Origin of the sequence: Nonomuraea sp. NPDC049028 (assembly GCF_043197735.1) — a bacterium.
Classification (GTDB): domain Bacteria; phylum Actinomycetota; class Actinomycetes; order Streptosporangiales; family Streptosporangiaceae; genus Nonomuraea.
Window position 1 is genome coordinate 272,132 of the sequence record NZ_JBICTR010000015.1, and the last position, 23,017, is coordinate 295,148.

General features: G+C 69.1%; 18 protein-coding genes. 6 read left to right on the plus strand and 12 right to left on the minus strand.

Features of this window, described 5'->3' with window-relative positions; translation table 11 throughout:
* Positions 1-47 precede the first annotated feature (47 nt).
* Genes ACGFJ2_RS48835 through ACGFJ2_RS48860 form a run of 6 tightly spaced genes read right to left on the minus strand, consistent with a single transcriptional unit; the run spans position 48 to position 9,959 of the window.
* The gene (locus tag ACGFJ2_RS48835; RefSeq protein WP_393480306.1) at positions 48-1,025 is read right to left on the minus strand and encodes an ABC transporter permease; all 978 of its coding nucleotides are present in this window, start codon (positions 1,023-1,025) and stop codon (positions 48-50) included.
* Positions 1,022-1,960, minus strand: a complete 939-nt coding sequence (locus ACGFJ2_RS48840; RefSeq protein ID WP_358182526.1) for an ABC transporter permease — start codon at positions 1,958-1,960, stop codon at positions 1,022-1,024. Before ACGFJ2_RS48840 ends, ACGFJ2_RS48835 begins: the two co-directional genes overlap by 4 nt.
* Before the next feature lie 41 nt (positions 1,961-2,001).
* Positions 2,002-3,564, minus strand: a complete 1,563-nt coding sequence (locus ACGFJ2_RS48845; protein ID WP_357953258.1) for a sugar ABC transporter ATP-binding protein — start codon at positions 3,562-3,564, stop codon at positions 2,002-2,004.
* Positions 3,551-4,612 (minus strand): ABC transporter substrate-binding protein, encoded by a 1,062-nt coding sequence (locus tag ACGFJ2_RS48850; protein WP_358182520.1) that lies wholly within the window; start codon positions 4,610-4,612, stop codon positions 3,551-3,553. The genes ACGFJ2_RS48845 and ACGFJ2_RS48850 overlap by 14 nt, the downstream gene beginning before the upstream one ends.
* 17 nt (positions 4,613-4,629) lie before the next feature.
* Positions 4,630-7,140, minus strand: a complete 2,511-nt coding sequence (locus ACGFJ2_RS48855) for a PA14 domain-containing protein (RefSeq protein ID WP_393480311.1) — start codon at positions 7,138-7,140, stop codon at positions 4,630-4,632.
* A gap of 11 nt (positions 7,141-7,151) precedes the next feature.
* On the minus strand, positions 7,152-9,959 hold the full coding sequence (locus ACGFJ2_RS48860; RefSeq protein WP_393480313.1) for a PA14 domain-containing protein: 2,808 nt from the start codon (positions 9,957-9,959) through the stop codon (positions 7,152-7,154).
* A gap of 151 nt (positions 9,960-10,110) precedes the next feature.
* On the opposite strand from ACGFJ2_RS48860, the gene ACGFJ2_RS48865 reads away from it, so the two are divergent.
* Complete coding sequence (locus tag ACGFJ2_RS48865; RefSeq protein WP_358182511.1) at positions 10,111-10,911, plus strand: DeoR/GlpR family DNA-binding transcription regulator; 801 nt, start codon at positions 10,111-10,113, stop codon at positions 10,909-10,911.
* 74 nt (positions 10,912-10,985) lie between these two features.
* Entirely contained in the window at positions 10,986-12,467 is a 1,482-nt protein-coding gene (locus ACGFJ2_RS48870) for a sugar ABC transporter ATP-binding protein (protein WP_393480316.1), read from the plus strand.
* Here ACGFJ2_RS48870 and ACGFJ2_RS48875 read toward each other — a convergent pair.
* Positions 12,464-13,306: an SAM-dependent methyltransferase gene (locus ACGFJ2_RS48875; RefSeq protein WP_393480319.1), complete on the minus strand. Its 843-nt coding sequence runs from the start codon at positions 13,304-13,306 to the stop codon at positions 12,464-12,466. The genes ACGFJ2_RS48870 and ACGFJ2_RS48875 overlap by 4 nt on opposite strands.
* 323 nt (positions 13,307-13,629) lie before the next feature.
* Here ACGFJ2_RS48875 and ACGFJ2_RS48880 point away from each other — a divergent pair, with 323 nt between their 5' ends.
* The 4 genes from ACGFJ2_RS48880 to ACGFJ2_RS48895 all read left to right on the plus strand — a co-directional run bounded on the left by ACGFJ2_RS48880 (position 13,630) and on the right by ACGFJ2_RS48895 (position 16,840).
* Entirely contained in the window at positions 13,630-14,079 is a 450-nt protein-coding gene (locus tag ACGFJ2_RS48880; RefSeq protein WP_357953271.1) for an XRE family transcriptional regulator, read from the plus strand.
* A gap of 131 nt (positions 14,080-14,210) precedes the next feature.
* Positions 14,211-14,723, plus strand: a complete 513-nt coding sequence (locus ACGFJ2_RS48885; RefSeq protein WP_393480322.1) for a hypothetical protein — start codon at positions 14,211-14,213, stop codon at positions 14,721-14,723.
* A gap of 10 nt (positions 14,724-14,733) precedes the next feature.
* Positions 14,734-15,894, plus strand: coding sequence for an MAB_1171c family putative transporter (locus ACGFJ2_RS48890; RefSeq protein WP_393480496.1), 1,161 nt, complete (start codon positions 14,734-14,736; stop codon positions 15,892-15,894).
* Between the two features lie 331 nt (positions 15,895-16,225).
* Positions 16,226-16,840 (plus strand): dTDP-4-dehydrorhamnose 3,5-epimerase family protein, encoded by a 615-nt coding sequence (locus ACGFJ2_RS48895; protein WP_357953274.1) that lies wholly within the window; start codon positions 16,226-16,228, stop codon positions 16,838-16,840.
* Between the two features lie 38 nt (positions 16,841-16,878).
* On the opposite strand, the gene ACGFJ2_RS48900 is transcribed toward ACGFJ2_RS48895, so the two are convergent.
* From ACGFJ2_RS48900 to ACGFJ2_RS48920, 5 genes are all read right to left on the minus strand, one after another.
* On the minus strand, positions 16,879-17,889 hold the full coding sequence (locus ACGFJ2_RS48900; protein ID WP_357953276.1) for a hypothetical protein: 1,011 nt from the start codon (positions 17,887-17,889) through the stop codon (positions 16,879-16,881).
* A 132-nt stretch (positions 17,890-18,021) separates the two neighbouring features.
* Positions 18,022-19,689 (minus strand): protein kinase, encoded by a 1,668-nt coding sequence (locus ACGFJ2_RS48905; protein WP_357953278.1) that lies wholly within the window; start codon positions 19,687-19,689, stop codon positions 18,022-18,024.
* Positions 19,690-19,855: 166 nt separating this feature from the next.
* Positions 19,856-21,016, minus strand: a complete 1,161-nt coding sequence (locus ACGFJ2_RS48910) for an FAD-dependent oxidoreductase (protein ID WP_393480326.1) — start codon at positions 21,014-21,016, stop codon at positions 19,856-19,858.
* 248 nt (positions 21,017-21,264) lie between these two features.
* Positions 21,265-22,731, minus strand: coding sequence for a S8 family serine peptidase (locus tag ACGFJ2_RS48915; protein WP_393480329.1), 1,467 nt, complete (start codon positions 22,729-22,731; stop codon positions 21,265-21,267).
* A 27-nt stretch (positions 22,732-22,758) separates the two neighbouring features.
* Positions 22,759-23,013: a hypothetical protein gene (locus ACGFJ2_RS48920; RefSeq protein WP_357953283.1), complete on the minus strand. Its 255-nt coding sequence runs from the start codon at positions 23,011-23,013 to the stop codon at positions 22,759-22,761.
* Between the last annotated feature and the right edge of the window lie 4 nt (positions 23,014-23,017).

Genomic DNA, 23,017 nt, shown 5'->3' on the forward strand with positions numbered 1-23,017 from the left:
TTCGAGAGGACACAGCCCCCGCAACTCCCCGGAGGCCACGCCACCGACTACGACAGCCGCTGCGCCTTGCTCAGCAGTCGCTGCGCCACCACCACCAGCGCCAGGAACGCCCCGCTGACCACCTGCTGAAAGGCCGACGTCAGGTTCCCCACCTGGTTGATGAGGCTCTGGATCACGCCCAGCAGCAGCACTCCCGCCACCGTCCCGGTGATCCCGCCCGCGCCCCCGGTCAGCAGAGTGCCGCCGATGACGACGGCGGCGATGGCGTCCAGTTCCAGGCCGATGCCCAGGATCGTCACCCCGGACGAGAGCCGCGCCGCGTTCAGCGCGCCGGCGAGGCCCGCCAGCAGGGCCGACATCACGTACACGGTCACCTTGGTACGCGCCACGGGCGCGCCCATGAGCGCCGCCGCCTGCTCGTTGCCGCCGATCGCGTAGACGTTCTGCCCGAAGCCGGTCCGTTGCAGCAGCACCATCGCGACCAGCGCCAGCGCCGCGGTGATGTACACGGGGTACGTCAGGCCGAGCAACTCCCCCTGCCCCAAGGACGCGAAAGCAGGATTTTTCACCAAATAGGTGGTTGCGCCCTCATCCGAGATGGCGAGCATCAACCCCCGCACACCCAGCAAACCCGCCAATGTCACGATAAAAGGAGCCATACCGGTGCGAGCTATGACCAAACCCTGCAGCAAGCCGACGATCCCGCACGCGCCCAGCGGCAGCGCCAGCGCCACGAGCAGGCCGTACTGGGACCCATAGGCCGCCAGCACGCCACCCAGCACGAACAGCGACCCCACCGACAGGTCGATCCCGCCGCTGATGATCACGAACGTCATTCCGATCGCGATGATCGCCAGGAACGACGACGAGACCACCACGCTGGCCGCGTTCCCCGCGGTCGCGAAGGAGTCGAAGGCCAGGCTGCCCACGATCACCAGCAGCGCCAGCACCATGAGCGCCCCGTGCTGCTGGAGCACCCGGCTCACCTGCTCACGTCGCAATGAAGCAAGAGAAGCGGAGGTCATCGGTTCGCACGCTCCCTGGTGGCGTAGACGGCGGCCAGGATGATGACCGCCTGGACCATCTGGGTCCACGACTGCGGCAGATTGTGCTTGATCAACGTCGCCGCGAGCAGTTGCATCAGCAGCGCGCCCATGACCGTGCTGAGCACCCTGATGCGCCCGCCGGTGAGCGGCGTGCCGCCGACCACGACGGCGGTGATCGCCGACAGCTCGATGAACAGGCCGAGCGACGTCGGGTCGCTGGCCTGCAGGCGGGCCGTGGCCAGCACCCCGGCCAGCGCGGCGAGCAGCCCGGAGATGACGTACACGATCAGCAGCACCCGTTTGACCGGAAGCCCGGACAGTTCGCTGGCCGACCGGTTGCCGCCGATCGCGACGACCTGACGGCCGAACGTCGTGCGCCGCACCACGAACAGCACGATCAGGGTCAGCGCCGCGGCGATCAGCACGATGACCGGGATCCCGGCCACAGAGCTGCCGCCCAGCGCGATCAGGTCCGGGTTGCGGAACTCCACGAGCTGCGGCACCAGGACGTTGGCGATGCCGCGTACGCCGACGAGCAGCGCCAGTGTGGCCACGATCGGCTGGACGCCCACGTAGGCGACCAGGGCCCCGCCCGCCGCGCCGACGACCGCCCCGCCGATCACGGCGACGATCAGCGCGGGCAGCGCGCCGTACCCCAGGTAGAGGGCGACGAGCGCGGCGGCCAGCGCCATGACCGAGCCGACGGACAGGTCGATGCCCTGCGTGCCGATCACCAGCGCCATGCCCAGCGACACGATCACGATGGGCGTGACCTGGACGAACTGGGTGCGGAAGTTCGAGGCGTCGAGGAAGTGCGGCGTGAACAGCACGTTGAACAGCAGCAGCGCCAGCACGGCCGCGTACACGCCGTAGTCCTGCACCCAGGCGAAGATCCGCGGTTTGAGGTCTGCCATCCCCCCGCTCCGAGGGGCCGGTTTCGAAGTGAGCTCAGTCATCAGGTCACTCCGCGATCGTCGAGGTGAGCGCGGTCATCCGCGATCGTTGCCATGATCCTCTCCTCGGTCACCTCGTCGCCGGTCAGCTCCCCGACGACCGCGCCCTCGCGCAGCACCAGGATGCGGTCGGCGCCCTCGACCAGTTCCTCCAGGTCGGAGGAGATCAGCAGCACGCCCAGCCCCTCCTCGGCCAGCTCGTCGATCAGCGCCTGCACCTCGGCCTTGGCGCCCACGTCGATGCCGCGGGTGGGCTCGTCGAGCAGCAGCACCTTGGGGCGGACGGCCAGCCAGCGGGCCAGCAGCACCTTCTGCTGATTGCCGCCGGACAGCTCCGAGACGAGCTGGTTCGGCGAGGCCGCCTTGATGCGCAGCCGCCGCATGAAGATCTCGACCATCCGGTCGATCTTCGCGTCGGACACCACGCCCGCCCTGGCCAGAGCGGGCAGGGCGGCCAGCGCGATGTTCTCGCGGACGGACAGCGTCGGGACGATGCCCTCGGCCTTGCGGTCCTCGGGCAGCAGGCTGACGCCCGCCCTGATGGCCGCGGTGGTGGAGCCGCCGCGCAGCGGCAGCCCGGCCACGAGCACCTGCCCGCCGTCCAGGGGCATCGCGCCGACGATGGCCTTGGCGGTCTCGGTACGGCCGGCGCCGAGCAGACCGCCGAGACCCACGACCTCACCGGGCCGTACGGACACGTCGATCCCGTCCAGGACATGCCGCCGCGTGAGGCCGCGCGCCTCGACGGCCGGTGGCTCCTGGCCGTCGGCGGCGCGGTGGCGGTCGCGGGAGAACCTGGTCAGGCCGTCCGCTTTGACGTCGTTCAGGTCGCGGCCCAGCATGAGCGAGATGAGCTTGAGCCGGTCCAGCCCGGCCAGCGGCCCGGTGTGCGCGACGCGGCCGTCACGCAGCACGGTGACCCGGTCGCACACCTGGTAGAGCTCGTCGAGCCGGTGGCTGACGTACATGACCGCGATGCCCTCGTCGCGCAGCCGCCTGATCACCCCGAACAGCGTCTCGACCTCGCGCGGCTCCAGGGACGAGGTGGGTTCGTCCATGATGACCACGCGGGCGTCGACGGCCACGGCCCTGGCCAGGGCGACCATCTGCTGGGCGCCGATGCCGAGCGTTCGCAGCGGCCGCCGGACGTCGGTCTCGACGCCGTAGCCGGACAGGACGCGGGCGGCTTCGGCGTACATCTTCGTGGCGTCGATGACCCCGAATCGGCCGCGTGGCTCGCGGCCGAGCAGCAGGTTGCGGGCGACGCTCATCATCGGGACGAGGTTGACCTCCTGGTAGATGGTGGAGATCCCGGCGCGCTGCGCGTCGAGCGGCGTGCCGAAGACGGCGGGCGCGCCGTGGTGGCGCAGCTCGCCGCCGTCGGGATGGTACACGCCGGTGAAGACCTTGATCAGGGTGGACTTGCCGGCGCCGTTCTCCCCCACGAGGGCGTGCACCTCGCCGGGGAGGAGGGCGAGATGCACACCGTCGAGAGCGAGGACGCCGGGGAAGCGCTTGCTGATCCCCTTCGCCTCGAGAACCGCTGCCAACTCAGTACGCCTCACCGAGGGAGTCCTTGGCGTTGGACGTGTCGTAGTCGCGGTCGGAGATGATCACCTTGTCGGGGATGGCCTGGCCGTCGAGGAACTTCTGCGCGGTCTCGAAGGCGAGCGGCCCGAAGCGGGGGTTCGACTCGATGACCGCGTGCAGCCAGCCGTCGGCGATGCCCTGGACGGCGCTGCGGGTGCCGTCGACGGACACGATCTTGATGGTGCCCGCCTCCTTGCCCGCGCCCTTCAGGGCGGTGACGGCGCCGAGCGCCATCTCGTCGTTCTCGGCGTAGATGCCGTTGATGTCGGGGTTGGACTGGATGAGCTGCTCGGTGACCTGCTGACCCTTCTCGCGGGCGAACTCACCGGTCTGCTCGAAGGAGATCGTGATGCCGGGGGCCTTCTCCTTGATCCGGTCCTTGAACCCGTTCGTCCGCTCGGTGGTGACGTTGTTGCCGGGCGCGCCCAGCAGGATGGCGACCTTGCCCTTGCCCGCGAGGGCGTCGATCATCCGGTCGGCGGCCCGCTTGCCCTGCTCGTAGAAGTCGGAGCCGATGAAGGTCAGGTAGTCGCTGCACGCCTTGGCGTTGATCTTCCTGTCGACCGTGATGATCGGCACCTTCTTGGCCGCGGCCTGCTGGAGCACCGGCTCCCAGCCGTCGGAGTTCAGCGGCGCGATGACCAGGAGCTGCGCGCCCTGGGCGATGAGCTGCTGCACGTCGGTGATCTGCTTGGAGAACTGCGACTGGGCGTTGGTGACCTTGAGATGGGCGATGCCGAGCTTGGCCGCCTCGTCCTTGATCGACTTGGTCTCGGCGATGCGGAACGGGTTGGCCTCCTTCTCCGACTGGGAGAAGCCGACGGTGGCCGTCTTGAGGTCGAACTTCTTGCCGCCGAACTGGTCGAGCGTGCATGTCGGCCCTACCGTGCCGCTGGGGCTCTGCACGACCTGCTGCCCGGCCGTGCTGGTGGCGGCGGGCGCGCTCTGCGGCTCCTCCGCCTTGGCGCAGGCCGACGCGGTCAGGAGTACGGCCAGCGCCAGGCAGGCTGTCCGGAGATTCATGGGGGGGTTCCTTCCTATCAGGCGCAGGCCGGGCTGATCTGCCCGGTGAGCGCCCGGTTGACGGCGCTGACCCGCTCGACGTCGGGCTTGGTGACGGCTCTGTCGTAGGTCATGAGGCCGTTGAGCTCGGTCTCGACGTCGGTGGTCTGGGTGTAGATGGCGGCGCTGAGCTGGTCGCAGGCGTGCAGCTTCTGGAGTTCCTGGACCATGCCGACGTAGCGGGTGGTGAGGGCCGCCGGGTCGGGCTCGACCGCGTAGCCCCAGCCGCCGCCCGACCAGGTGTGGCCGATGAGCGGGAGTCCCAGGCCGCCGTACTCGCCGATGACGACCGCGCGGGTGCCGGTGGGCTTTCCGGGGACGCCGGGGCCCGGGTAGATGTGGTAGTCCTTGACGTCGCCGTTGCCGCCGTCCTGGGCGCCGCAGCAGTTGATGCCGCTCATGTTGTCGACGAGGCGCGAAGGGTCCCAGCTCTTGACCAGGTCGGCGATGCGCGCCTGGTCGTACTGGCCCCAGCCCTCGTTGAACGGCACCCACATGACGATCGACGGGACGCTGCGGTGCTGGTCGACCATCTCCCGCAGCTCGGCCTCGAACTGGGGCTTGTCACTGGTCCTGAACATGGCGGGCATGTCCTGCCAGACGAGCAGGCCCAGCTTGTCGGCGTGGTAGTACCAGCGGTCGGACTCGACCTTGGTGTGCTTGCGTACGGTGTTGAAGCCGAGCTTCTTGGTCTGCGTGAGGTCGTACTTGAGCGCCTCGTCGGTGGGGGCGGTATAGATGCCGTCAGGCCAGAAACCCTGGTCGAGGGGGCCGAGCTGGAAGACGGGCCGGCCGTTGAGCAGCATGCGGTTGTTCTTCAGCTCGATGGAGCGCATCCCGAAGTAGGACGAAATATCGTCCTTCTTGGTGCGGACCTTCAGGTCGTACAGGAACGGCTTGTCCGGCGACCACAGCTTGGGATTCGGGACCGGCAGTCTGAGCTCGGTGCCGACGGGTCCGGTCACGGTGCCCACGACGCGGTGGCCGTCCTTGGCGACCACGGTGGCCGTGCCCGCCGCGCCCTGGACGGTCACGCGCAGCGCCTGGCCCGCGACGTCGGGGACGGTGTCGACCCGCTCGATGTGGTCCCTGGCGACGGGCTCCATCCAGACCGTCTGCCAGATGCCGGAGACGGCGGTGTACCAGATGCCGCTCGGGTCGAGCCGCTGCTTGCCGATCGGCTGCGCGCCGGAGTCGGTCGGGTCGGCGACGCCGACGACGAGTTCCTGCCGGCCGCCGCGCTTGAGCGCGTCGGTGACGTCCACGGTGATGCGGTCGTAGCCGCCCTTGTGCGTGCCGACCTGCTTGCCGTTGACGTAGATCGTGGCGTCCCAGTCGACCGCGTCCAGGTGCAGGAGCAGCCGGTCACCGCTCCACGAGCGCGGCACCTCGAACGTCCTGCGGTACCACATGCGGTCCTCGTGGCGGCCGATGCCCGACAGCTGCGACTCCACCGGGTACGGCACGACGATCCGCTCGGCCAGGTCGCGGCCGGTCGGGGCGGCCTCGCCCTGCTTGGCGGCGGCGAACTGCCAGACGCCGTTGAGGCTGCGCCACCTGTCCCTGACCAGCTGGGGGCGGGGGTACTCGGGCAGCGGATTCTTCCGGTCGACGTCCTTGGACCAGCGGGTGCTGAGGATGTATGTGGAGTCGTTGAGGACGTAGGCGTACGGGAAGGCCGCCACCGGCGTGCCGTCGGCGTAGCTCAGGCCGGTGCCGTCATAGGTGGCGCGGAGTGTGTTACCCGCCTTTGCTGGAACCGGATATTGCAGCTTAAGCACAACCGTGTCCCGATTTTTCAGGGCCGTGGAGGCTATGGGCCATTTGGTGCCTGCGACCGTCAGCGCCAGGTGGTCGGTCAGAGCCGTGGGCAGCGAACCCAGGGGCTTGGCGAACGTCAGCGTGGCCAGGTCACCGGAGGCGCCGACCGACGCGGCCGCCGGCCCGGGCGGGTCGAACCCGTCCGGCAGCGTGAACGCCGCCGCCGGGACCGCGGCCTTCGGCTGGCTGGCGCTCTGCCAGCGCAGGTGCAGGTTCGCCCCGCCGAAGTGCTCGAAGTACTCGACCTTGATGTCGTAGTCTTTGCCCGCCTCCAGCGCGATGGGCGTGCCCACCTGCTCCCTGTCCCAGTCGTCCACCCAGTGGTCGATGACGGCCTTGCCGTCCACCCAGAGCCGGAAGCCGTTGTCGCCGATGATCGAGAAGGTGTACGCCTCGGAGTAGGCGGGCCGGATCTTGCCGGTCCACCGGACGGTGACGTCGTCCTCCCGGCCGGCCAGCAGCTTGAACACGGGGTTGAGGTCGCCCTGTTCGAGGCTCGGGTCCACGACGCTGGCCTTGAGCTCACCGAAGTCGAACGCGCCGGGCGCCGAGGCGAGGTAGTAGTCGCCGCGCAGCCCATGTCGTTCGGCCGCGGCGCCCGCGGGGGCGGGAACCTGCCATAACACGGCCAGCAGCACGGCGATCATTGCCGCGAGTGACTTTCGCACAGATTGTCCTTTCACGCTGAGGGGCGGAGGGAGCAGGTCGGAATGGTCTCCTTGCCGGCACCGGGCGGCTGCCAGCGCAGCTGCAGATGGGCGCCGCCGAAGTGCTCGAAGTATTCGAGCTTGATGTCGTAGCTCTGGCCGGCTTCGAGGCGGACGGGGGCGCCGGTCTGCTCGATGTCCCAGTCGTCCACCCAGTGGTCGATGACGGCCTTGCCGTCCACCCAGAGCCGGAAGCCGTTGTCACCGGTGATCGAGAACGTGTGGTCCCCGGTGCTGCCGGCGGTGAGCCGTCCGCTCCACCGGACGGTGACGTCGTCCTCGCGCCCGGTGAGCTTGGCGAGCACCGGGTTCAGGTCGGCGAAGTCGATGACCGGGTCCACGACACTGGCCTTGAGCTCGCCGAAGTCGAACGCGCCGGGCGCCGAGGCGAGGTAATAGTCGCCGCGCAGACCGTGTCGCTCGACGGGGTCGGGGACGAGGTCGAGTGCCGCCCGCGCCCTGGTGAGCTGGCGGGCGCCGGCCGTGTAGCGTGCCTCGGCGCTCAGTGCGGCCTGTTGACACGGGCTCCCGCCGCCCGGGGGCGTCAGCTCCCATCGCGTGACCAGGCGCCCGTCTGCCGGCAGGCGCTCTTTCGTGGCGGCGGTGAGCGCTCTGGCCGCCCACCCCGCGGGCAGCCGGAGCCGCACCGCCACGTCCCGCGCCTGCCGCCCCTGATTGACCAGCGTGGTCGTCACGGTGCCGGTCTTCCCGGGGACGACCTCGCCGGGCGTGACGGCCAGGGTCATGGCCTCGCTGGAACGGCTCCACGACTGCAACTCGACCACGCCGACCGACTCGGCGCCGAACAGTAGCCGGATCCTGCTGGTGGTGATCTCCGGGAACGTGATCCGGTTGAGCCCGTTGCCCAGGGGTTTGTCCGGCGAGCGGACCTGGCCGGGGATGTCCTGCCAGGCGCTGCCCGTCCACTGCTGGAGGTGGTAGGCGGTGGCGGTGCGCACTCCCCCGCCGTCGTCGTAGCCGTACCAGCGGACGTCGCCGACGGGGGTCGGGCCGCCGAAGTCGACACCGTAGTAGTCCTCCGCGTTCGGGGAGGTGTAGTTGGTCCAGCGGGTGTTCTGCGGCACCTCGTCGAACCAGACCTTGCCGTCGATCGCGCTCCAGGGGTTGTCGTAGCGCGAGGTGAAGGAGGCGATCGGCTTCGGGAAGCCGGTGCGCAACGGGTTGGCCGCGTCGTTGACCAGCCGCTCGCCGTCGTCCTGCCGGGCCGGTCCGATCGGCACGGTGAGCGCGCGTACCCGGTCCGCCTGCCGTACCTGGACGCCGTCGACAGAGACGCGCAGGCCCGCGCCGCGTCCGTAGTGGGAGCCGTCACGGTCCCACACCACGGTGACGTCGTGTCCGTGGTACGGCACGTTCTCGACGGCGAAGTGGTCCCAGGTGGCGGGCACCAAGGGGTCGAGCCGCAGCGTGGCCCCCTCCTGGCCGCGGATGCCGAGCAGGCCCGACAGCACCAGGTCCGTGTAGGAGGAGTGCAGGTAGTCCTCGCTGTGGTTCCGCCCGTCGTACAGCCATCGGTTCTCGTCAGGGTGATGCGCCTCGGCCACGTACGGCTTGCCGTCGCGGTACTGCGTGAGCGCGTACGTGCGCAGCAGCCCGTAGTAGTCGTCCTTGGAGACGTAGGGCTGCGCCGGGTAGTCCAGGAGCAGGTTCGCCATCCCCGTGAGGACCTGCGAGGTGGTGAACGGCCAGCTCGGGCCGGTCCAGCGGCAGCAGCCCTGCCCCGTCTCGTGCATGAACCACGTGCTGCGGCGCTCCACGGTCGTCGGCCCGTACGGCGCGGCGAACCCCTGCGGGTCGAGCAGCTGCTGCCAGGCCCGCGACTGGGCCGCGTCCGGCAGGCCGAACTGCCAGGGGACGAAGCCGACGTCCTCCCGCGTGTCGAGCATCTTCAGCCTGGGGTTGTTCTCCTGGACGACGTCGTAGAAGAACGCCCGGTCGCCGTCCCACAACCGCTGGATCGTGTTGCGCTTCAGCGCGGCCGCGCGCTGCTCGAACCGCCTGGCGGTCGCCTGGTCGCCGGCCATGGCCGCGATGCGGCCGATCGCGACCGCGTCGCCGTACTGGTAGGCGTTGATCGACGGGCGGAGCGTCCTGACGCCGTTGAAGGTGTCGCTGCTCTGGTACGAGGCGGGCGACAGCTCCTTGGCGTCCCAGACGGGCAGTTGCCAGTACAGGCCGGTGGCGGTGTCGTACTGGCCGTTCCATCCGTCGTACTGCTTGATCAGCGCGGGCAGCAGGCGTTTGGCGAACGCCCAGTCGCCGGTCACCTCGGCTCTGGCGTGGACGGCGTCGGCGGCCCAGAAGCTGTACTCGTGCGCCCAGTCGGGCGCGTTCGCGTTGACCTGCTGCGCGCGCTGTCCGGGGCCGGTCAGCCAGAACCTGAGGTAGTCGTCCAGGTAGGTCTGGTCTCGCACCCAGCGTCCTTCGTAGACGTGGTGCCCGGCCGCGGCGTTGATCGCCTGGTACGGCGCGGCGTATCCGCAGCAGTCGAGGAACTCCGTCAGCACCCATCCGTTCGCCGGGTCGGTGTAGCGCAGGTGTTCCTTCCAGACGCGCCAGCGGTAGTAGTAGACGTCCTGGATCTGCTGGTCGGGCAGGTCGACGAACGGGATGTTGGCCTCGTACCAGCCGGGGTCGTTGAATCCCTCAAGGTAGGAGCCGTGGTCGAGCAGTGTCCGCGGCTGCGCCCGGGCCTGCGCGGGTACAGCGATGAGCGATAAGAGGAGGGCGACCAGACAGGCGAGACCGGGGGTGCGCATGGCATGTCCTTCGATCAGGATCGGACAGGTTATGACCCTGTCTGGCTCCCAAATAAGCACCCGTGGACCGAGCCGGTCAAGATTTCCGATCAAATTCGTTCTCATATGATCAGAGGTGAGCCGGAGTTGAGCATTCGACTATGATCGGGACGTGAGCGACACGCAGAGCGACGGCCGACGGCCGGTGTTCGCCGCGGAACGCCGGCAGCGCATCCTCGAATTGGTGCGCGCCAACGGCGCCGTGTCCTTGCGCGAGCTCGCCCAGTCCGTGCACTCCTCCGAGGTGACCGTCCGCCGCGACCTGCGCGCGCTGGAGTCGGAGGGCCTGCTCAACCGCCACCACGGCGGCGCCACCCTGCCCGGCGAGCTGTCACGCGAGGCGGGCTACGCGCACAAGGTCTCGCTGGAGTCCGCCGAGAAGGGCGCGATCGCCGACCTCGCCTCGGCGCTGGTCGAGGACGGCGACGCCATCGTGATCGGCCCCGGCACCACCACGCAGGAGTTCGCCCGCCGCCTGACCAGGCACGCCGAGCTCGCCGTGGTGACCAACTCCCTGCTCGTCGCCCAGGTCCTGGCCGGCTCGCCGCGGATCGAGGTGATGCTGACCGGCGGCACGCTGCGCGGCACGATCCTGGCCCTGGTGGGCAGCGCGGCCGAGCACTCACTGTCCGGGCTGCGGGTGCGCCGGGCGTTCATCTCCGGCAACGGGCTCACCGCCGAGCGCGGCCTGTCCACGCCCAACATGCAGGTGGCGGGCGTCGACCGGGCGCTGGCCGCGGCGGCCGAGGAGGTCGTGGTGCTGGCCGACCACACCAAGATCGGCGTCGACACGATGGTGCAGACCGTCGCCGCCGAGCAGATCGACCACCTGGTCACCGACGAGGGCGCCCCGGGCGACGTGCTCGACGAACTGAGCGGCAGGGGCGTCAGGCTGCATGTCGCCCGGATCTGATCGAATGTGACACTTCTGTTACTGGATTGTTTCCTGCCGCGACCACGATCGAGGCGGAGGCAACCGTGCTGCAGGTGGCTGGAGTTCTCAAGACGTTCCAGGGCGTGACCGCGCTCGACCACGTCACGCTCTCCGTGCGCCCCGGCGAGGTGCACGCGCTGATCGGCGGCAACGGCGCCGGCAAATCCACCCTGGTCAAGGTGCTCTCCGGCGTGTGCCAGCCGGACGCGGGCCAGCTGCGCTACCTGGGCGAACCCGTCAGGTTCGGCAGCCCGGCCGAGGCCAGGCGGGCCGGCATCGCCACCATCCACCAGGAGACGAACCTCGTCCCGACCATGAGCGTCGCCCGCAACCTGCTGCTCGGCCGGGAGCCGCGCGGCCGCCTCGGGCTGATCGACTTCACGGCCGCCAACGCCCGTGCCGGACGGATCCTGGCCGAGTACGGCCTGCGCACCGATGTCCGCAGGCCCCTGGGCACGCTGGGCGAGGGGGCCAGGCAGCTCGTGGCCCTGGCCAGGGCGGCCACCGCCGACGCCAAGCTGGTCATCATGGACGAGCCCACCTCGGCACTCGAACACGCCGAGCTGGAGACACTGTTCGGCGCGGTGGCCCGGCTGCGCGACGAGGGCCGCTCGGTCGTCTACGTCACCCATCGGCTGGAGGAGCTGTACGAGGTCTGCGACCGCGTCACCGTGCTGCGTGACGGCCGCGTCGTACACACCGGCCCGCTGGCCGGACTGGATCGGCTCCGGCTGGTGTCGCTCATGCTCGGCAGGCCGTTCCACCCCGTCGAGGAGCCGCACTCCGCTGCCCAGCCCGACGAACCAGGCGACGACCCCGTCCTGGAGGCGAAGGGGCTCACCCGCCACCACGTGCTCGACGGCGTGTCGCTGGCGGTGCGCGCGGGCGAGGTCGTCGGCCTCGGCGGCCTGCTCGGCGCCGGACGCAGCGAGACGGCCAGGGCGATCGCGGGTGTCATGCCGGTGGACGCGGGCCAGGTGACCGTGGCCGGGGCGGCGGCCCGCAAGTGGTCGATCAGGAGCGCCATCCGCGCCGGCGTCGGCCTCGTGCCCGAGAACAGGAAGACCGAGGGCATCGTCCCCACCCTCTCGGTGCGCGACAACATCGCCCTGGCCGCGCTCCCCCGGCTGTCCCGCGCCGGAATCGTCTCCGACGCGCAGATCGACGGCATCGTGGCGACGTTCATGAAGCGGCTCGGCATCAAGGCCGTCTCACCCCGGCAGCCCGCAGGCGAGCTGTCGGGCGGCAACCAGCAGAAGGTGCTGCTGGCCCGCTGGCTGGCCATGCACCCCAAGGTGCTGCTGCTCGACGAGCCGACCCGCGGCGTGGACGTGGCCACCAAGCTGGAGATGCAGGCGCTGCTCGACGAGCTGGCCGTGGACGGGCTGGCCATCCTGCTGATCTCCTCGGACGTGGCCGAGCTGGCGGGCAACTGCGACAGCGTGGTGGTCCTGCGCGACGGCGCGATCAGCGAGCAGCTCAACGGCGCCGAGGTGACCGAGGACCGCCTGCTCGCGGCCCTGGCGAAGGCTTAGCTCCCTGCCAGGCGCTCAGGCTTTGCGGCCACGATGATCGCGTACCCTATCTCCGGTGTTTCGATGAGCCGGGCCACGAACGGCGGCGGCTCGATCACGCCGTCGTACTCTGGGAACTCCTCACGCAGTCCGGCGATTCTCTCGACGATGCGATGCAGTGTCGGAGACATCGTGTGTTCGGAGATGTCGATGATCTCTCTCAGCGCGAGTCCGCTGTCCGCGATGAAGCCGGGATAGTCCCGCAGCGGGATGATCGAGTCAATGTGGGAGTCGTGGTAGGAGGCCTCCAGTCTGCCGCGCTGCTCGTCAGCAAGGGGGGCGCGCTCGACCAGGTTGGCGATGACCAGCACGCCGCCGGGCCGCAGTACGGAGTACGCCTGGCGGAGCACGCGCGCCTGGTCAGGCATGTGCAGCAGTGACTCGAAGAGCCAGGCGCCGTCGAACGAGTCCGGCTCGAAGGGCAGCTCCAGCGCGTCAGCCACATGGAACGTCACCCGATCCGCCAGCCCTTCGTCCTTCGCCAGACGGGAGCCCAGCTCCACTTCCCTCTCGCTGATCGTCACGCCGACGACATCCACCCCGGCGGTCCGGGCCAGGGCTATCGCCGGCCTGCCCGTGCCGCATCCGATGTCGAGTATCCGCCGGCCCTTGCTCGCGTCCAGCTTGTCGATCATCAGCTCGGTCAGGCGTTCGGAGGCCGCTTCCAGCGACGCCCCATCCATGGGGTCGTCCCAATAGCCATTGTGCAGGCTGCCTCCCATGATCTTCTCGATCATCTCTGTGGTCCGGTCGTAGAGCTGACCGATGGTTTCCTGGTGCTGGCTGGATGTCGGCGTCACTGGAACGATCCCTTCCTCAGGTTCATGGAAACGGAAAAGGAAGAACCCCCGCGGTTCCGGCCACTTGCGTCAGGGCGCGGGTGTGTGGTCCGCCGCGCTGCGGTACGGCGGCGACATGGGCCTGCTGACCGCCGGGCAGCCATGGCCAGGCGCACGATCATCAGAATGCATAAAAGTGATGAGCCACTGTGCTGCATCAACTTTGAGGAGTACTCTTGGAGACTCGCAGACGCGCATCCCCTCTGTCAACTAGGTTCCATTGCCGGAGAAGATCTGCGAATATAGTTGATGAAGCCGAGCGGTGAGTGATGACGGATGAGAACATGTCGGATGAGTTGACCGGGCAGTCGCAAGGCGAGCCGTCCTCGCCATCCCTGGCCGACAAGATCAACTTTTTGTTCCGGACGGTCTATCCAGCCGGCCGGGGGCCCTACTCCTACGCCGAGGCGGCGGCCGGCATCGAGGAGCTCACCGGCGAACAGGTCTCCCACACCACGTTGTGGAAGCTGTCCACCGGGCGCGCCACCAACCCGACCAAGCGCCTGATCGAGGCGCTCGCCGCCTTCTTCCAGGTCTCGCCGGCCTATTTCTTCGACGACGAGGCCTCGAAGGAGATCGGCGACCAGGTCGAACTGCTCGCCCTGCTGCGCGACACGGGCATGAAGGGCGCTCATCTGCGTGCCTTCTTCGAGCTCTCTCCGGAAGCGCGCGACATGGTGCAGGAGCTGATCGAGCGGACAGCCCGGCTGGAGCAACGTCACCGCGACAAGTAGGAGAAGAGGAGGAGAGGTGGACCGACCATTGAGCCCCTGCTTGCCATGAGCGACGACATTTGCACTGGGCGTGGGATGGCGAGGGTACCGGACGGCATGCGGTGAAAAGGGAGCAGCGCACACCACATCAGGTGTCGATCAAGGAGTTGGAGGCCGAAGGAGTAATCCCCGACCCCTTCGACCTCGAACTCTTCATCAAACGACTGGAGAAGCGACGAGGCCGCCCCATCCAGATGATTCCCATCTCGGCGCGTCGCGGTGCGCCGTGCGGCCTTTATATCAAGGCCGTCGGCACCGACTATTTGTGTTACGTGCGCAGCTCGTCGCCGCTGCATGAGTGCCATATCCTGCTGCACGAATTGGGTCACCTAGTGCTCGGTCATCAGGACAGCGGATGGCGGAGTGAAGAGCTCCAGCGCATGCTGCTGCCGGATCTCCACCCGGACATGATAAAACGCGTGCTGTGCAGAAGCGGTTACGCCGATCCCGCCGAAGACGCGGCGGAGGCTTTCGCCGAGCTCATTCTGGCGCCACGCGTTCTGGCACCGGGCAACTACACGGTGCCGGCCGCCACACCGCCTCCTGAAATAGCCGAGGTGGTCCGGAACATCGAACAGGCGTGGGGGTACGGAAGGGGATTTTGACGTGGTCGATGTGTTGTATTGGGGGGAGGCCTCCGTCATATGGACGATTGCCGTGCAGGCTGCGGTCCGACTCATCCGGAAACGTCGATCGCCAGTGGACCTGGCCTACTCCGCCCATATCGTCACGCTCAGCCTCAGCGTGCTGGTGCAGTTTCATGACATCCAGCCGAGGCTCGACACTCTCGCCCATATCAACGGGCTCGGGCGATGGCTGGTGTTCAGCTTCACCATCGCCTCCATGTGCGCGTTCTGGATCACAGTGACCTACCTGACGTCACCGGTGGGCGACCGGGCGCCGGGCGTCAGCGCGAAGATATTATGGGCCGCGGCCGGCATCGCGGTGATGGGAGTCCTGCTGTTCGGCTCCGGGGTGCCGGACGACGCCGGTGCGGGCTTCCTTGTCGTGCACGGCGAAAACCCGCTCATCGTAGGTTCCTATCTGGCCTTCCTCGCCTATATCTCCGCCGGCCTTTTCGGCACGCTCCGCCGGACCTGGCGATACGTGCGCTATGTGCACCAGCCATATGTGCGGCTCGGGTTGCGGCTTGTCGCGGCCGGTGACGCCGGCGGGCTCCTCTATGTGGGCTACTTGAGCGCCACCGCGCTGACCAGCTACTTCGGCCTTCCGACGCCGCCGGGCGCGTCGACGCATGCCGTGACGTACCTCGGGCTCGCCTGCACCACGCTGATCGTGGCCGGCCCCACCATCGGCGTCTGGGGGCCACGGCTCGCCACGCCACTGCGGTCGGTGGCCCAACGGCGGGCGCTGCGTCGCCTTCGCCCTCTGTGGACGGCGCTGACCACGGCCATGCCCGAACTCAGACGTGACCCGCCCAGCGTCGGCGACTCCGCCGGCTACCAGCTCTATCGCTATGTCATCGAGATCCGTGACTCCTTGCTGGTCCTGGAGTCCTACACCGGAAGGCCGTTTCATGACGGCATGACCCCGGCCCTGCACGCCCAAACCGTGGCCCAGGCCCTCCATACGTTCGCGGCCACGGAGAGGACCGCCGCGGCGCCAGGCGTTTCCCTTGCTTCCGCGGGTGCCATGAAACCCGCGGTCACCCGTGAGGCCACGTCCGGCGACCCAGTGCTCAGCCCCGGATTACCGGCCATGAAGGACGAGCTGACGCATCTGACCCAGCTTTCACGGGCTTTCGCCCGGCTCTGAACGAAGAGCATGCGCGGCCTCGTGCCGTTATTTTCCGACCCCCGTCGCGCTCATGAATCTTGCGGGGAGCGGAATTTCACTAATAGCGGCATGCCATCAGCCGCCATTAGTAGTGAGTCGCCTTATTTCGATGCGCCACGCATGTCTTCATGAGCACAGAAAAGCCGCACACAGGACAACACATTGGCATTTGATCAGGTCGGCTAATACGCTCGCATTAAGGATGGACAGGGGCACTAGGGGGAGCTTTAGGGGGTTGCCCGCTAAATGCCGCGCTGAAAGTCTTGAATTGCCATGACAGAGAAACATGTCTACGGGAGAGGTTTTCGGCATGCACATCGAAGAACTTGACGTAGCGGACTCCTTCGTGATCGACCAGAAAATCTATCCAGACATGCGCGGGATTTTCCTGGAACCATTCAGCCAGCCGGCGTTCCGTAAAGCAGTGGGTCATCCACTCTGGGTGGCGCAGGTCAACTGCTCCTGGTCCTATCGCGGCACGATACGCGGCCTCCATGTGGTGGGCCTGCCGGGCCAAGCGCGCTACTTCAACTGCGCGCATGGGGCCATGCTCTGCGTCGTACTCGACACCAGGATCGGCTCGCCCACCTACGGCGAGCACATCGCGGTTGAGCTGACCGCCGAGAGCAGGAGGGCCCTTTACGTCGCGGAAGGGCTCGCCGCCGGATTCCTCGCGCTGACGAAGGAGGTGACCGTCTGGTATCTCTGCTCCAGCCTCTATTCGCCGAGCACGACCGTGTCCATCAACCCGCTGGACCCAGAGCTCAACGTGCCCTGGCCGCGGGAGCACGAATTCATTCTCTCCGACATGGACAGAACCGCTCCTTCCCTGCGCGAAGCCGAGGAACGCGGGCTGCTTCCGCTCTATCGCGATTGCCAGGCCCGATACGCGGAACTCAACGCGACGGCCGATGCTTGTCCATGATTCTCGACATCCGGACCCATCCTCAGCGGACGCGCCGTTCAGTACACCGAGATGTGCGGGTGGTCGTAGTGGTTGGCCGTGGTGCCACCGCGGTCTGACATCGTGCGCCAAGCGCCGGTCCTGGCGTGCCAGATCCGCTGGCGGTAGATGATGTACATGATGCCCAGCCGCTTGGAGTTCTTGATCGCCCAGGCGGCGATCTCGTTGCCGCGCGCCACCTCGGCGGCCGTCGGCATCGAGCCGCCGCGACTCAGCATGAAGTCGCACGCCCTCCCGAGCGGGTGCTCGCCGCCGTCCTGGATCGCCCGGTAGCAGCCGATTCCATTGGGTACGGCGAAGCGCTCCTTCACCAGGGTCTTGACCAGGCGCATCCGGGGAGTGATGTTGTCGGAGCCCCCGGGAAGCTGCGGGACCCAGGTGCCGTCCGACCGCCGGACACCGGGCGCCTGGTAGAGCTTGTCGATCTTGTCCTTGATCTTCTTGATCAGCTGCTCGGCCTTGTCCTTGCGTTTGCCGAGGTCCGCGACCTGGTCGCCGAGTTCCTTGGCGCGGGCGGCCGCCTCCTCCTCGGCCTGCTTGCGGTCGTCCCTGACCTTGGCGAAGCCGCTTAGCCTGGCGCTCTGCTGATCGACCAGGTGGTTGGAGAGCGCGAGGCGGCTCATGAGCGCGGAGGGGTCCTCGTTCGCCGAGAGCATGGTGGCGGGACTCGGGGGGCCGCCGTTGGTGTACTGGGCGACGGCCATCAGCCTGAGCTCGGCCGACTCTCGGTCGTAGACCGCCTGGGCGGCGGCCAGCTTGTCCTGGGCGGCCTTCTCCGCCTTCTCGGCCTTCTGGTGGGCGATGCGGCCGTTGTAGTACTCGGTGATCAGCTTGTCCGACTGCTTCCCCAGGGCGGCCAGCTCCTTCTTGAGCTGCTTGATCGTCGGCTTGGGGGCCGCGTGTCCGGGCGTGGCCAGGCTCACTAACAGGAACACCGCTGTGATCATCGCGGTGAGCGCTTTGGTGAGGATCGGACGGCGCCGCCGGTCGGCGGGGCATGCAACCGCCACACTTCTCCTTCGCCCGAACTGCGGGGCCCAGAAGTACGCCCCCTATCCGAGGCTAGATAGTAGGGGATCACCTGTATCGGTCGGCAAATCAGCAAATTTTGGTATGGGCGAAATGTCCGACGGTGGCGCGGGTCACGGCTTGTCGATGTCCGGTGGAGGACAGGACGACGTGTGCGAGGAGCGGGCCCTCCTGGCTCTGCGGACGGCCCAGTGGCGGCCGAGCAGCGCGGAACCGGGGACCAGTACGGAGCCGAGCAGGCCACTCCCGAGCCCGAGGCCGAGGTCGACGTCGAGCAGGCCGTCCTTGCCCTTGAGCACGGGTACGTCGATCGACACCTTGACCGACACCGAGACCAGCGGCCCGGCGGCCTTGGTCGGGGCGGAGGCCTGGGTGTCCGGGGGGCTGGTGGTGGCCGGACGGGCGGACGGCTTGGGCTCACTGGTGGCGGGCTTCGTCGTCGACGCCTGCTTGGTGGGCGGCTGGGTGGCCGGTTTGGAGGTGGCCGGTTTGGAAGTGGCGGGTGCGGAGGTGGCCGGGCGCGTGGTCCGCGTCGGCTCCGCCCCACGGGTGGGCTCCTGCGAGCGGGTGCGGATGGGCTCCTGCGCATGGGTACCGGTGGGCTCGGTCTGGTCCTCGGTGACCACCGGATCCGCGGCGTCGGTGCTGGGCGGAGGGCTGGCGAGGTCGCTGGGCTCCGGGGTGAGGATGGACGGCTCCGCCGTACCGGATGGCGTGGGGATCAGGGCCGACTCGGCGGGCGCGCTGACCGGCGGGAGCCCGGCGAGGCGGTCCGGCGGTGCGTCGTTCCAGATCACGAACGCCGACGCCACCGCGGCGGCGGTCGCGACCACCAGGCCGCCCGTCACCGCGAACTTGGTCACCGGCGCGAGCGCGCTGCTGAACAGGCTCGTGCCGCCGTTCCCCGACGTGGGCAGCGGCCGCGACAGAGGTAGCAAGGAGGCGAGCGGGACGGTCAGCAGGCCGAGCCCGGCCCGGCCGCGTACCTCCCAGCCGGTGCCATAAGCGGTGTCGGCGACCTCCTCCAGCTCCGCCAGGAACGCCTCGGCCGACTCCGGCCGTTCGGCGGGGTCCTTGGCCAGGCCGTGCCCGACCAGTGCCCGCATCGGCTCCTCGATGTCCTCCAGCGGAGGCTCGGCGTGCTGGTGCTGGTAGGCGAGGGCGGCGAAGTTGTCCGCGATGAACGGCCGGTGCCCGGACAGGCACTCGAAGAACACCACGGCCGCCGCGTACACATCCGACGCCGTCCCCGCCGGGGCGTCCGCCCACTGCTCGGGGGCCATGTAGGAGGGGGTCCCGGCGAGGGGGGCGTTCTCGCCGGAGTGGGCGGCGACGCCGAAGTCGACGAGCTTGCTCTGGCCGTCCTGGGAGACGATCACGTTCTCGGGCTTGAAGTCACGGTGTACGACGCCGTGCCGGTGCGCCTCGGCCAGCCCGAGCAGGGCGCCCTTCAGTACGGCCAGCGCCGCCTCGGGGCCGGTGGCGCCCGCGTGCTGTAACAGGCGGCGCAGGGTGATGCCGTCCACCAGCTCCATCACGATGCAGGCGTCGTCGTGGCCTTCGACGTAGTCGAGCAGGCGGGCCGTGTGCGGGCTGTCGAGCTCGCGGATCAGCCCGGCCTCGGCGCGGAAGCGTTCGACGAACAGCTCGTCGTCGCGTAATCGCGCGGCAAGATGCTTGATCGCCACGGGCGTCCCGTCGGACGTGCGTAAAGCGAGCATCACCCGCCCGGTCCCGCCGTGTCCGAGTTCCCGAATTTCGGTGTAGCCGGGAACATCCATCGGGGGGACCTCCAGAGACGGATAAAGATCCTTTAACCCGACGCTATCCCGTGGTAACGCCCCGTGTCGAGAGTGCTACCGGTCACTGGCCTCAATCGGTATTTTTACTACTTCTCATAGTAGGTCCGGCAGCTGTAATGGAGTGGGCGCGGCGGACGTTAATAGGTCAGGCCGCCGGAACGGAGGGGGCCTGGGCGAGGAGGCGGCGGATGTTCCGGGCGGCGGTGCGGCCCGCGCGGTTGGCGCCGATCGTGCTCGCCGAAGGGCCGTAGCCGACGAGTTGCAGGCGCGGCTCGGCGATCACCTCAGTGCCGTCCACCCTGATCCCGCCCCCGGGCTCGCGCAGCCGCAGCGGGGCGAGGTGGTCGAGTGCCGAGCGGAATCCGGTGGCCCAGATGATCGTGTCCGCTTCCACGTACCGTCCATCATCCCAGCTCACCCCGCCGGCGGTGATGCGGCCGAACATCGGCAGCCGCTCCAGCGCTCCCTTGGCCAGCGCCTCCCGGACGACCGGCGTGTACCCGAGCCCGGTCACGGCGACCACGCTCTGCGGCGGCAGCCCGGCGCGTACCCGCGCCTCGACCAGGGCGACGGCGTCGCGGCGCGCGTCCTCGCCGAAGTCGTCCAGCGGGCGGAACACGGGCGGCCGGCGGGTGACCCAGAGGGTGCTCGCGGCGACGCCGGCGATCTCGGAGAGCACGTGCGCGGCCGAGGTCCCGCCGCCCACGACGACCACCCGCCGACCGGCGAACTCCTCCGATCCCCGGTACGTCGCGTAGTGCAGCTGACGGCCGCGGAAGGAACGCGCGCCCGGATAGTACGGCCAGTATGGACGGGTCCAGGTGCCGGTGGCGTTGACCACAGCCCGCGCCGCCCACTCCCCCGCCCCGGAGGTGACGACGAGCCGCCCGCCCTCCCCCGGCGCCACGGCCGTCACCTTGACCGGCCGCAGTACGGCGAGCCCGAGTTCCCGTTCGTAGTCCGCGAAGTACTCGGGGACGACCACAGCGGCGGGCCGCCGCCCATCGGCCCCGGACAGATCAGCACGACCAGCCCCAGGCATATCAGCTCGACCGGCTCCAGACGGGGCGGCCTGACCTGCTCCAGGCGGGGTGCCCACCGGTGGATCGGAGCGCCGCACACCGGGAAGGTCGAAGATGCCGTGCACCTTGTCCATGGTCAGCGACGGCGACCGGTGCCGCCACGCCCCGCCCGGCCCGTCGCCCGCGTCCAGTACCAGCGGCTCGAAGCCGAACCGGCGCAGAAAGTACGCGCTCGACAGCCCGGCCTGCCCGGCCCCGATCACCACGACGTCGATCTCGTCCACGTACGGATGCAACCGGCGAAGCCCCGGTGCTCTTCCCGGGACGAGCGCAGCGTCCCGGGAAGAGCGATCGGGGCCGCGGCGGCCGCCCCCGCGTCACCGCCGCGGCCCCCACCGGTCGAACCCGCCCCTCGGCAGGGCCGCCCGGCAGTCGGTGAGCCCGTCAGACAGTCGACCCGTCGGACGGGCGGTCCGTCACGGGCGGTCTGTCACGGGCGGTCCGTCACAAGCGGTCTGTCACGGGCGGTCTGTCAGACGGGCGGTGGGACGGTGTGCAGGCTGCGCGGCGTGACCGAGCGCGCCAGCCGGTACGCCGCCGCGGCGTCCACGAGCCCCGCCCCGGTCGCCCCGTCGAAGCCCTCCCCCGCGAGCTCCCCCGTCCCGCTCTTGCCGTCGACGACGTCCCGCGCCGAGGCCCTGAGCAGCGCCTTCACCAGGTCGGGAGACAATCCCGGCTGGACCTGCTTGAGCAGCGCGCACACCCCGGCGATCTGGGGCGCGGCGGCGCTGGTGCCGCTGATCACGCTCCAGCCGTCGTCGGGCGCGGTGCCGTCCTTGACCGGGTAGCCGGGACCGGCCAGCGAGGAGTCGATGACGTCGCCGGGCTCGGTCGGCAGCATGATGTAGAGCGCCCTGGGCTGCCGCCCGACCAGTCCGCAGACGTCGGGCACGTGCCGGCCCGGGTAGATGAGGCTGTCGAAGCTGCTCGCATAGTCGGACGCCTCCATCTTGAACTCCCCGTTGACCTGTGTCTCCTCCACGTACACGCCGCCCGCGGCGATGACGTCGGGCATCATCGCGGGGAAGGAGATGTGGCCGTTGCCCGCGGAGAAGCAGACCGTGATGCCGCGCACCCGTACGGCCTCCAGCACCGCTAACTCCAGCGGCCGCAGGAAGTTCGGCAGCCCGGTGAGTCCGTTGAGGTCGTAGCCCCAGCTGTTGGTCAGAACAGCGGGCGACAGGTCGGCGGCGGTCTTGAACGCGAGCGTGGCGTTGCCGCCCATCTTCACGCCGACGAAGTCCACGTCGCGCGCGCAGGCGAAGATGTTGGCCGCCTCGGCCGTGCCGTGGCCGTACTCGTCGTGGTCCACGCGGGCGGCGTCCGGCGCGAGGGTGGCGTTGTAGTTGTAGCCGTGATGCGGATAGAAGGGATGCTTGTAGAAGCCCGTGTCGACCATGGCCACCAACACCCCCCGGCCGGTCACCCCCCGCTCGTGCACGTGGCAGGCACGCAGGAGGAGCCCGACGTCGTCCGGCACGCGCAGGTGGTGATAGGAGACCCTGGGCGGCAGCGGCGAGCCGTAGAACTGCGGCGGCGCCTGCGGGTAGGCCCGTTCGACCAGCGGCTCCAGGTCGGCGGGCAGCGTGAACGGGACCCCGGACACATGCGACAGATAGGAGACTTCATCGCCCGGCTCGGCGGCCGGCGCGCCGCGCAGGGTGTGCGGCCGGACGGCCACGCGGGTGTTGAACGTCTCCTCCCACAGCCGGCGCGGGCCCTCCGCGCTGATGGAGAACGTCCCGACATGCCGGACGACGAACCCCCTGCGCTGCAACGCGAGCGCGGTCTGCGCGGCCCGGTCCGGCGGCGGCCTGAGGTCGTCAAGACTCGCCGCCTGTACGGCCGACGACTCGGCGAACATCGAGGCCCGGCCCGGCGGCCGCACCACTGCCTCGAAGTGGACGGTGGACTCGCGGCGTTCGATGATCGTGGTCATGCTTCCCCCTCGGGGCATGTCAGTGGGTCAGTGCAGGTCGGGAGGCCCGGCGAGATGGATCCCTGTGACAAGTCCCCGCAGTTCGCGGGGGATGGCGGGCTCAGGCAGGCCGAACGTCCGCTCCCAGACCTCTTCCGGGGCGCTCACGCTGATCGTCGGGCCGAGGTGCAGAACGCGCAGGCCGAGCCGGCTCAACACGGCCGCCGCCTGGTGCCGTCGTCCCGGCACCGGCTCCACCTCGGCGGAGATGACCCGGCGCCCCGGGGACGCGAAATCCGGCATGTCC

Bases quoted from the DNA above. Each gene is read 5' to 3' on its own strand.
- ACGFJ2_RS48850 (WP_358182520.1), bottom strand. From the start codon at position 4,612: ATGAATCTCCGGACAGCCTGCCTGGCGCTGGCCGTACTCCTGACCGCG.
- ACGFJ2_RS48915 (WP_393480329.1), bottom strand. From the start codon at position 22,731: ATGACCACGATCATCGAACGCCGCGAGTCCACCGTCCACTTCGAGGCA.
- ACGFJ2_RS48880 (WP_357953271.1), top strand. From the start codon at position 13,630: ATGTCGGATGAGTTGACCGGGCAGTCGCAAGGCGAGCCGTCCTCGCCA.
- ACGFJ2_RS48895 (WP_357953274.1), top strand. From the start codon at position 16,226: ATGCACATCGAAGAACTTGACGTAGCGGACTCCTTCGTGATCGACCAG.
- ACGFJ2_RS48920 (WP_357953283.1), bottom strand. From the start codon at position 23,013: ATGCCGGATTTCGCGTCCCCGGGGCGCCGGGTCATCTCCGCCGAGGTG.
- ACGFJ2_RS48835 (WP_393480306.1), bottom strand. From the start codon at position 1,025: ATGACCTCCGCTTCTCTTGCTTCATTGCGACGTGAGCAGGTGAGCCGG.
- ACGFJ2_RS48840 (WP_358182526.1), bottom strand. From the start codon at position 1,960: ATGGCAGACCTCAAACCGCGGATCTTCGCCTGGGTGCAGGACTACGGC.
- ACGFJ2_RS48860 (WP_393480313.1), bottom strand. From the start codon at position 9,959: ATGCGCACCCCCGGTCTCGCCTGTCTGGTCGCCCTCCTCTTATCGCTC.
- ACGFJ2_RS48905 (WP_357953278.1), bottom strand. From the start codon at position 19,689: ATGGATGTTCCCGGCTACACCGAAATTCGGGAACTCGGACACGGCGGG.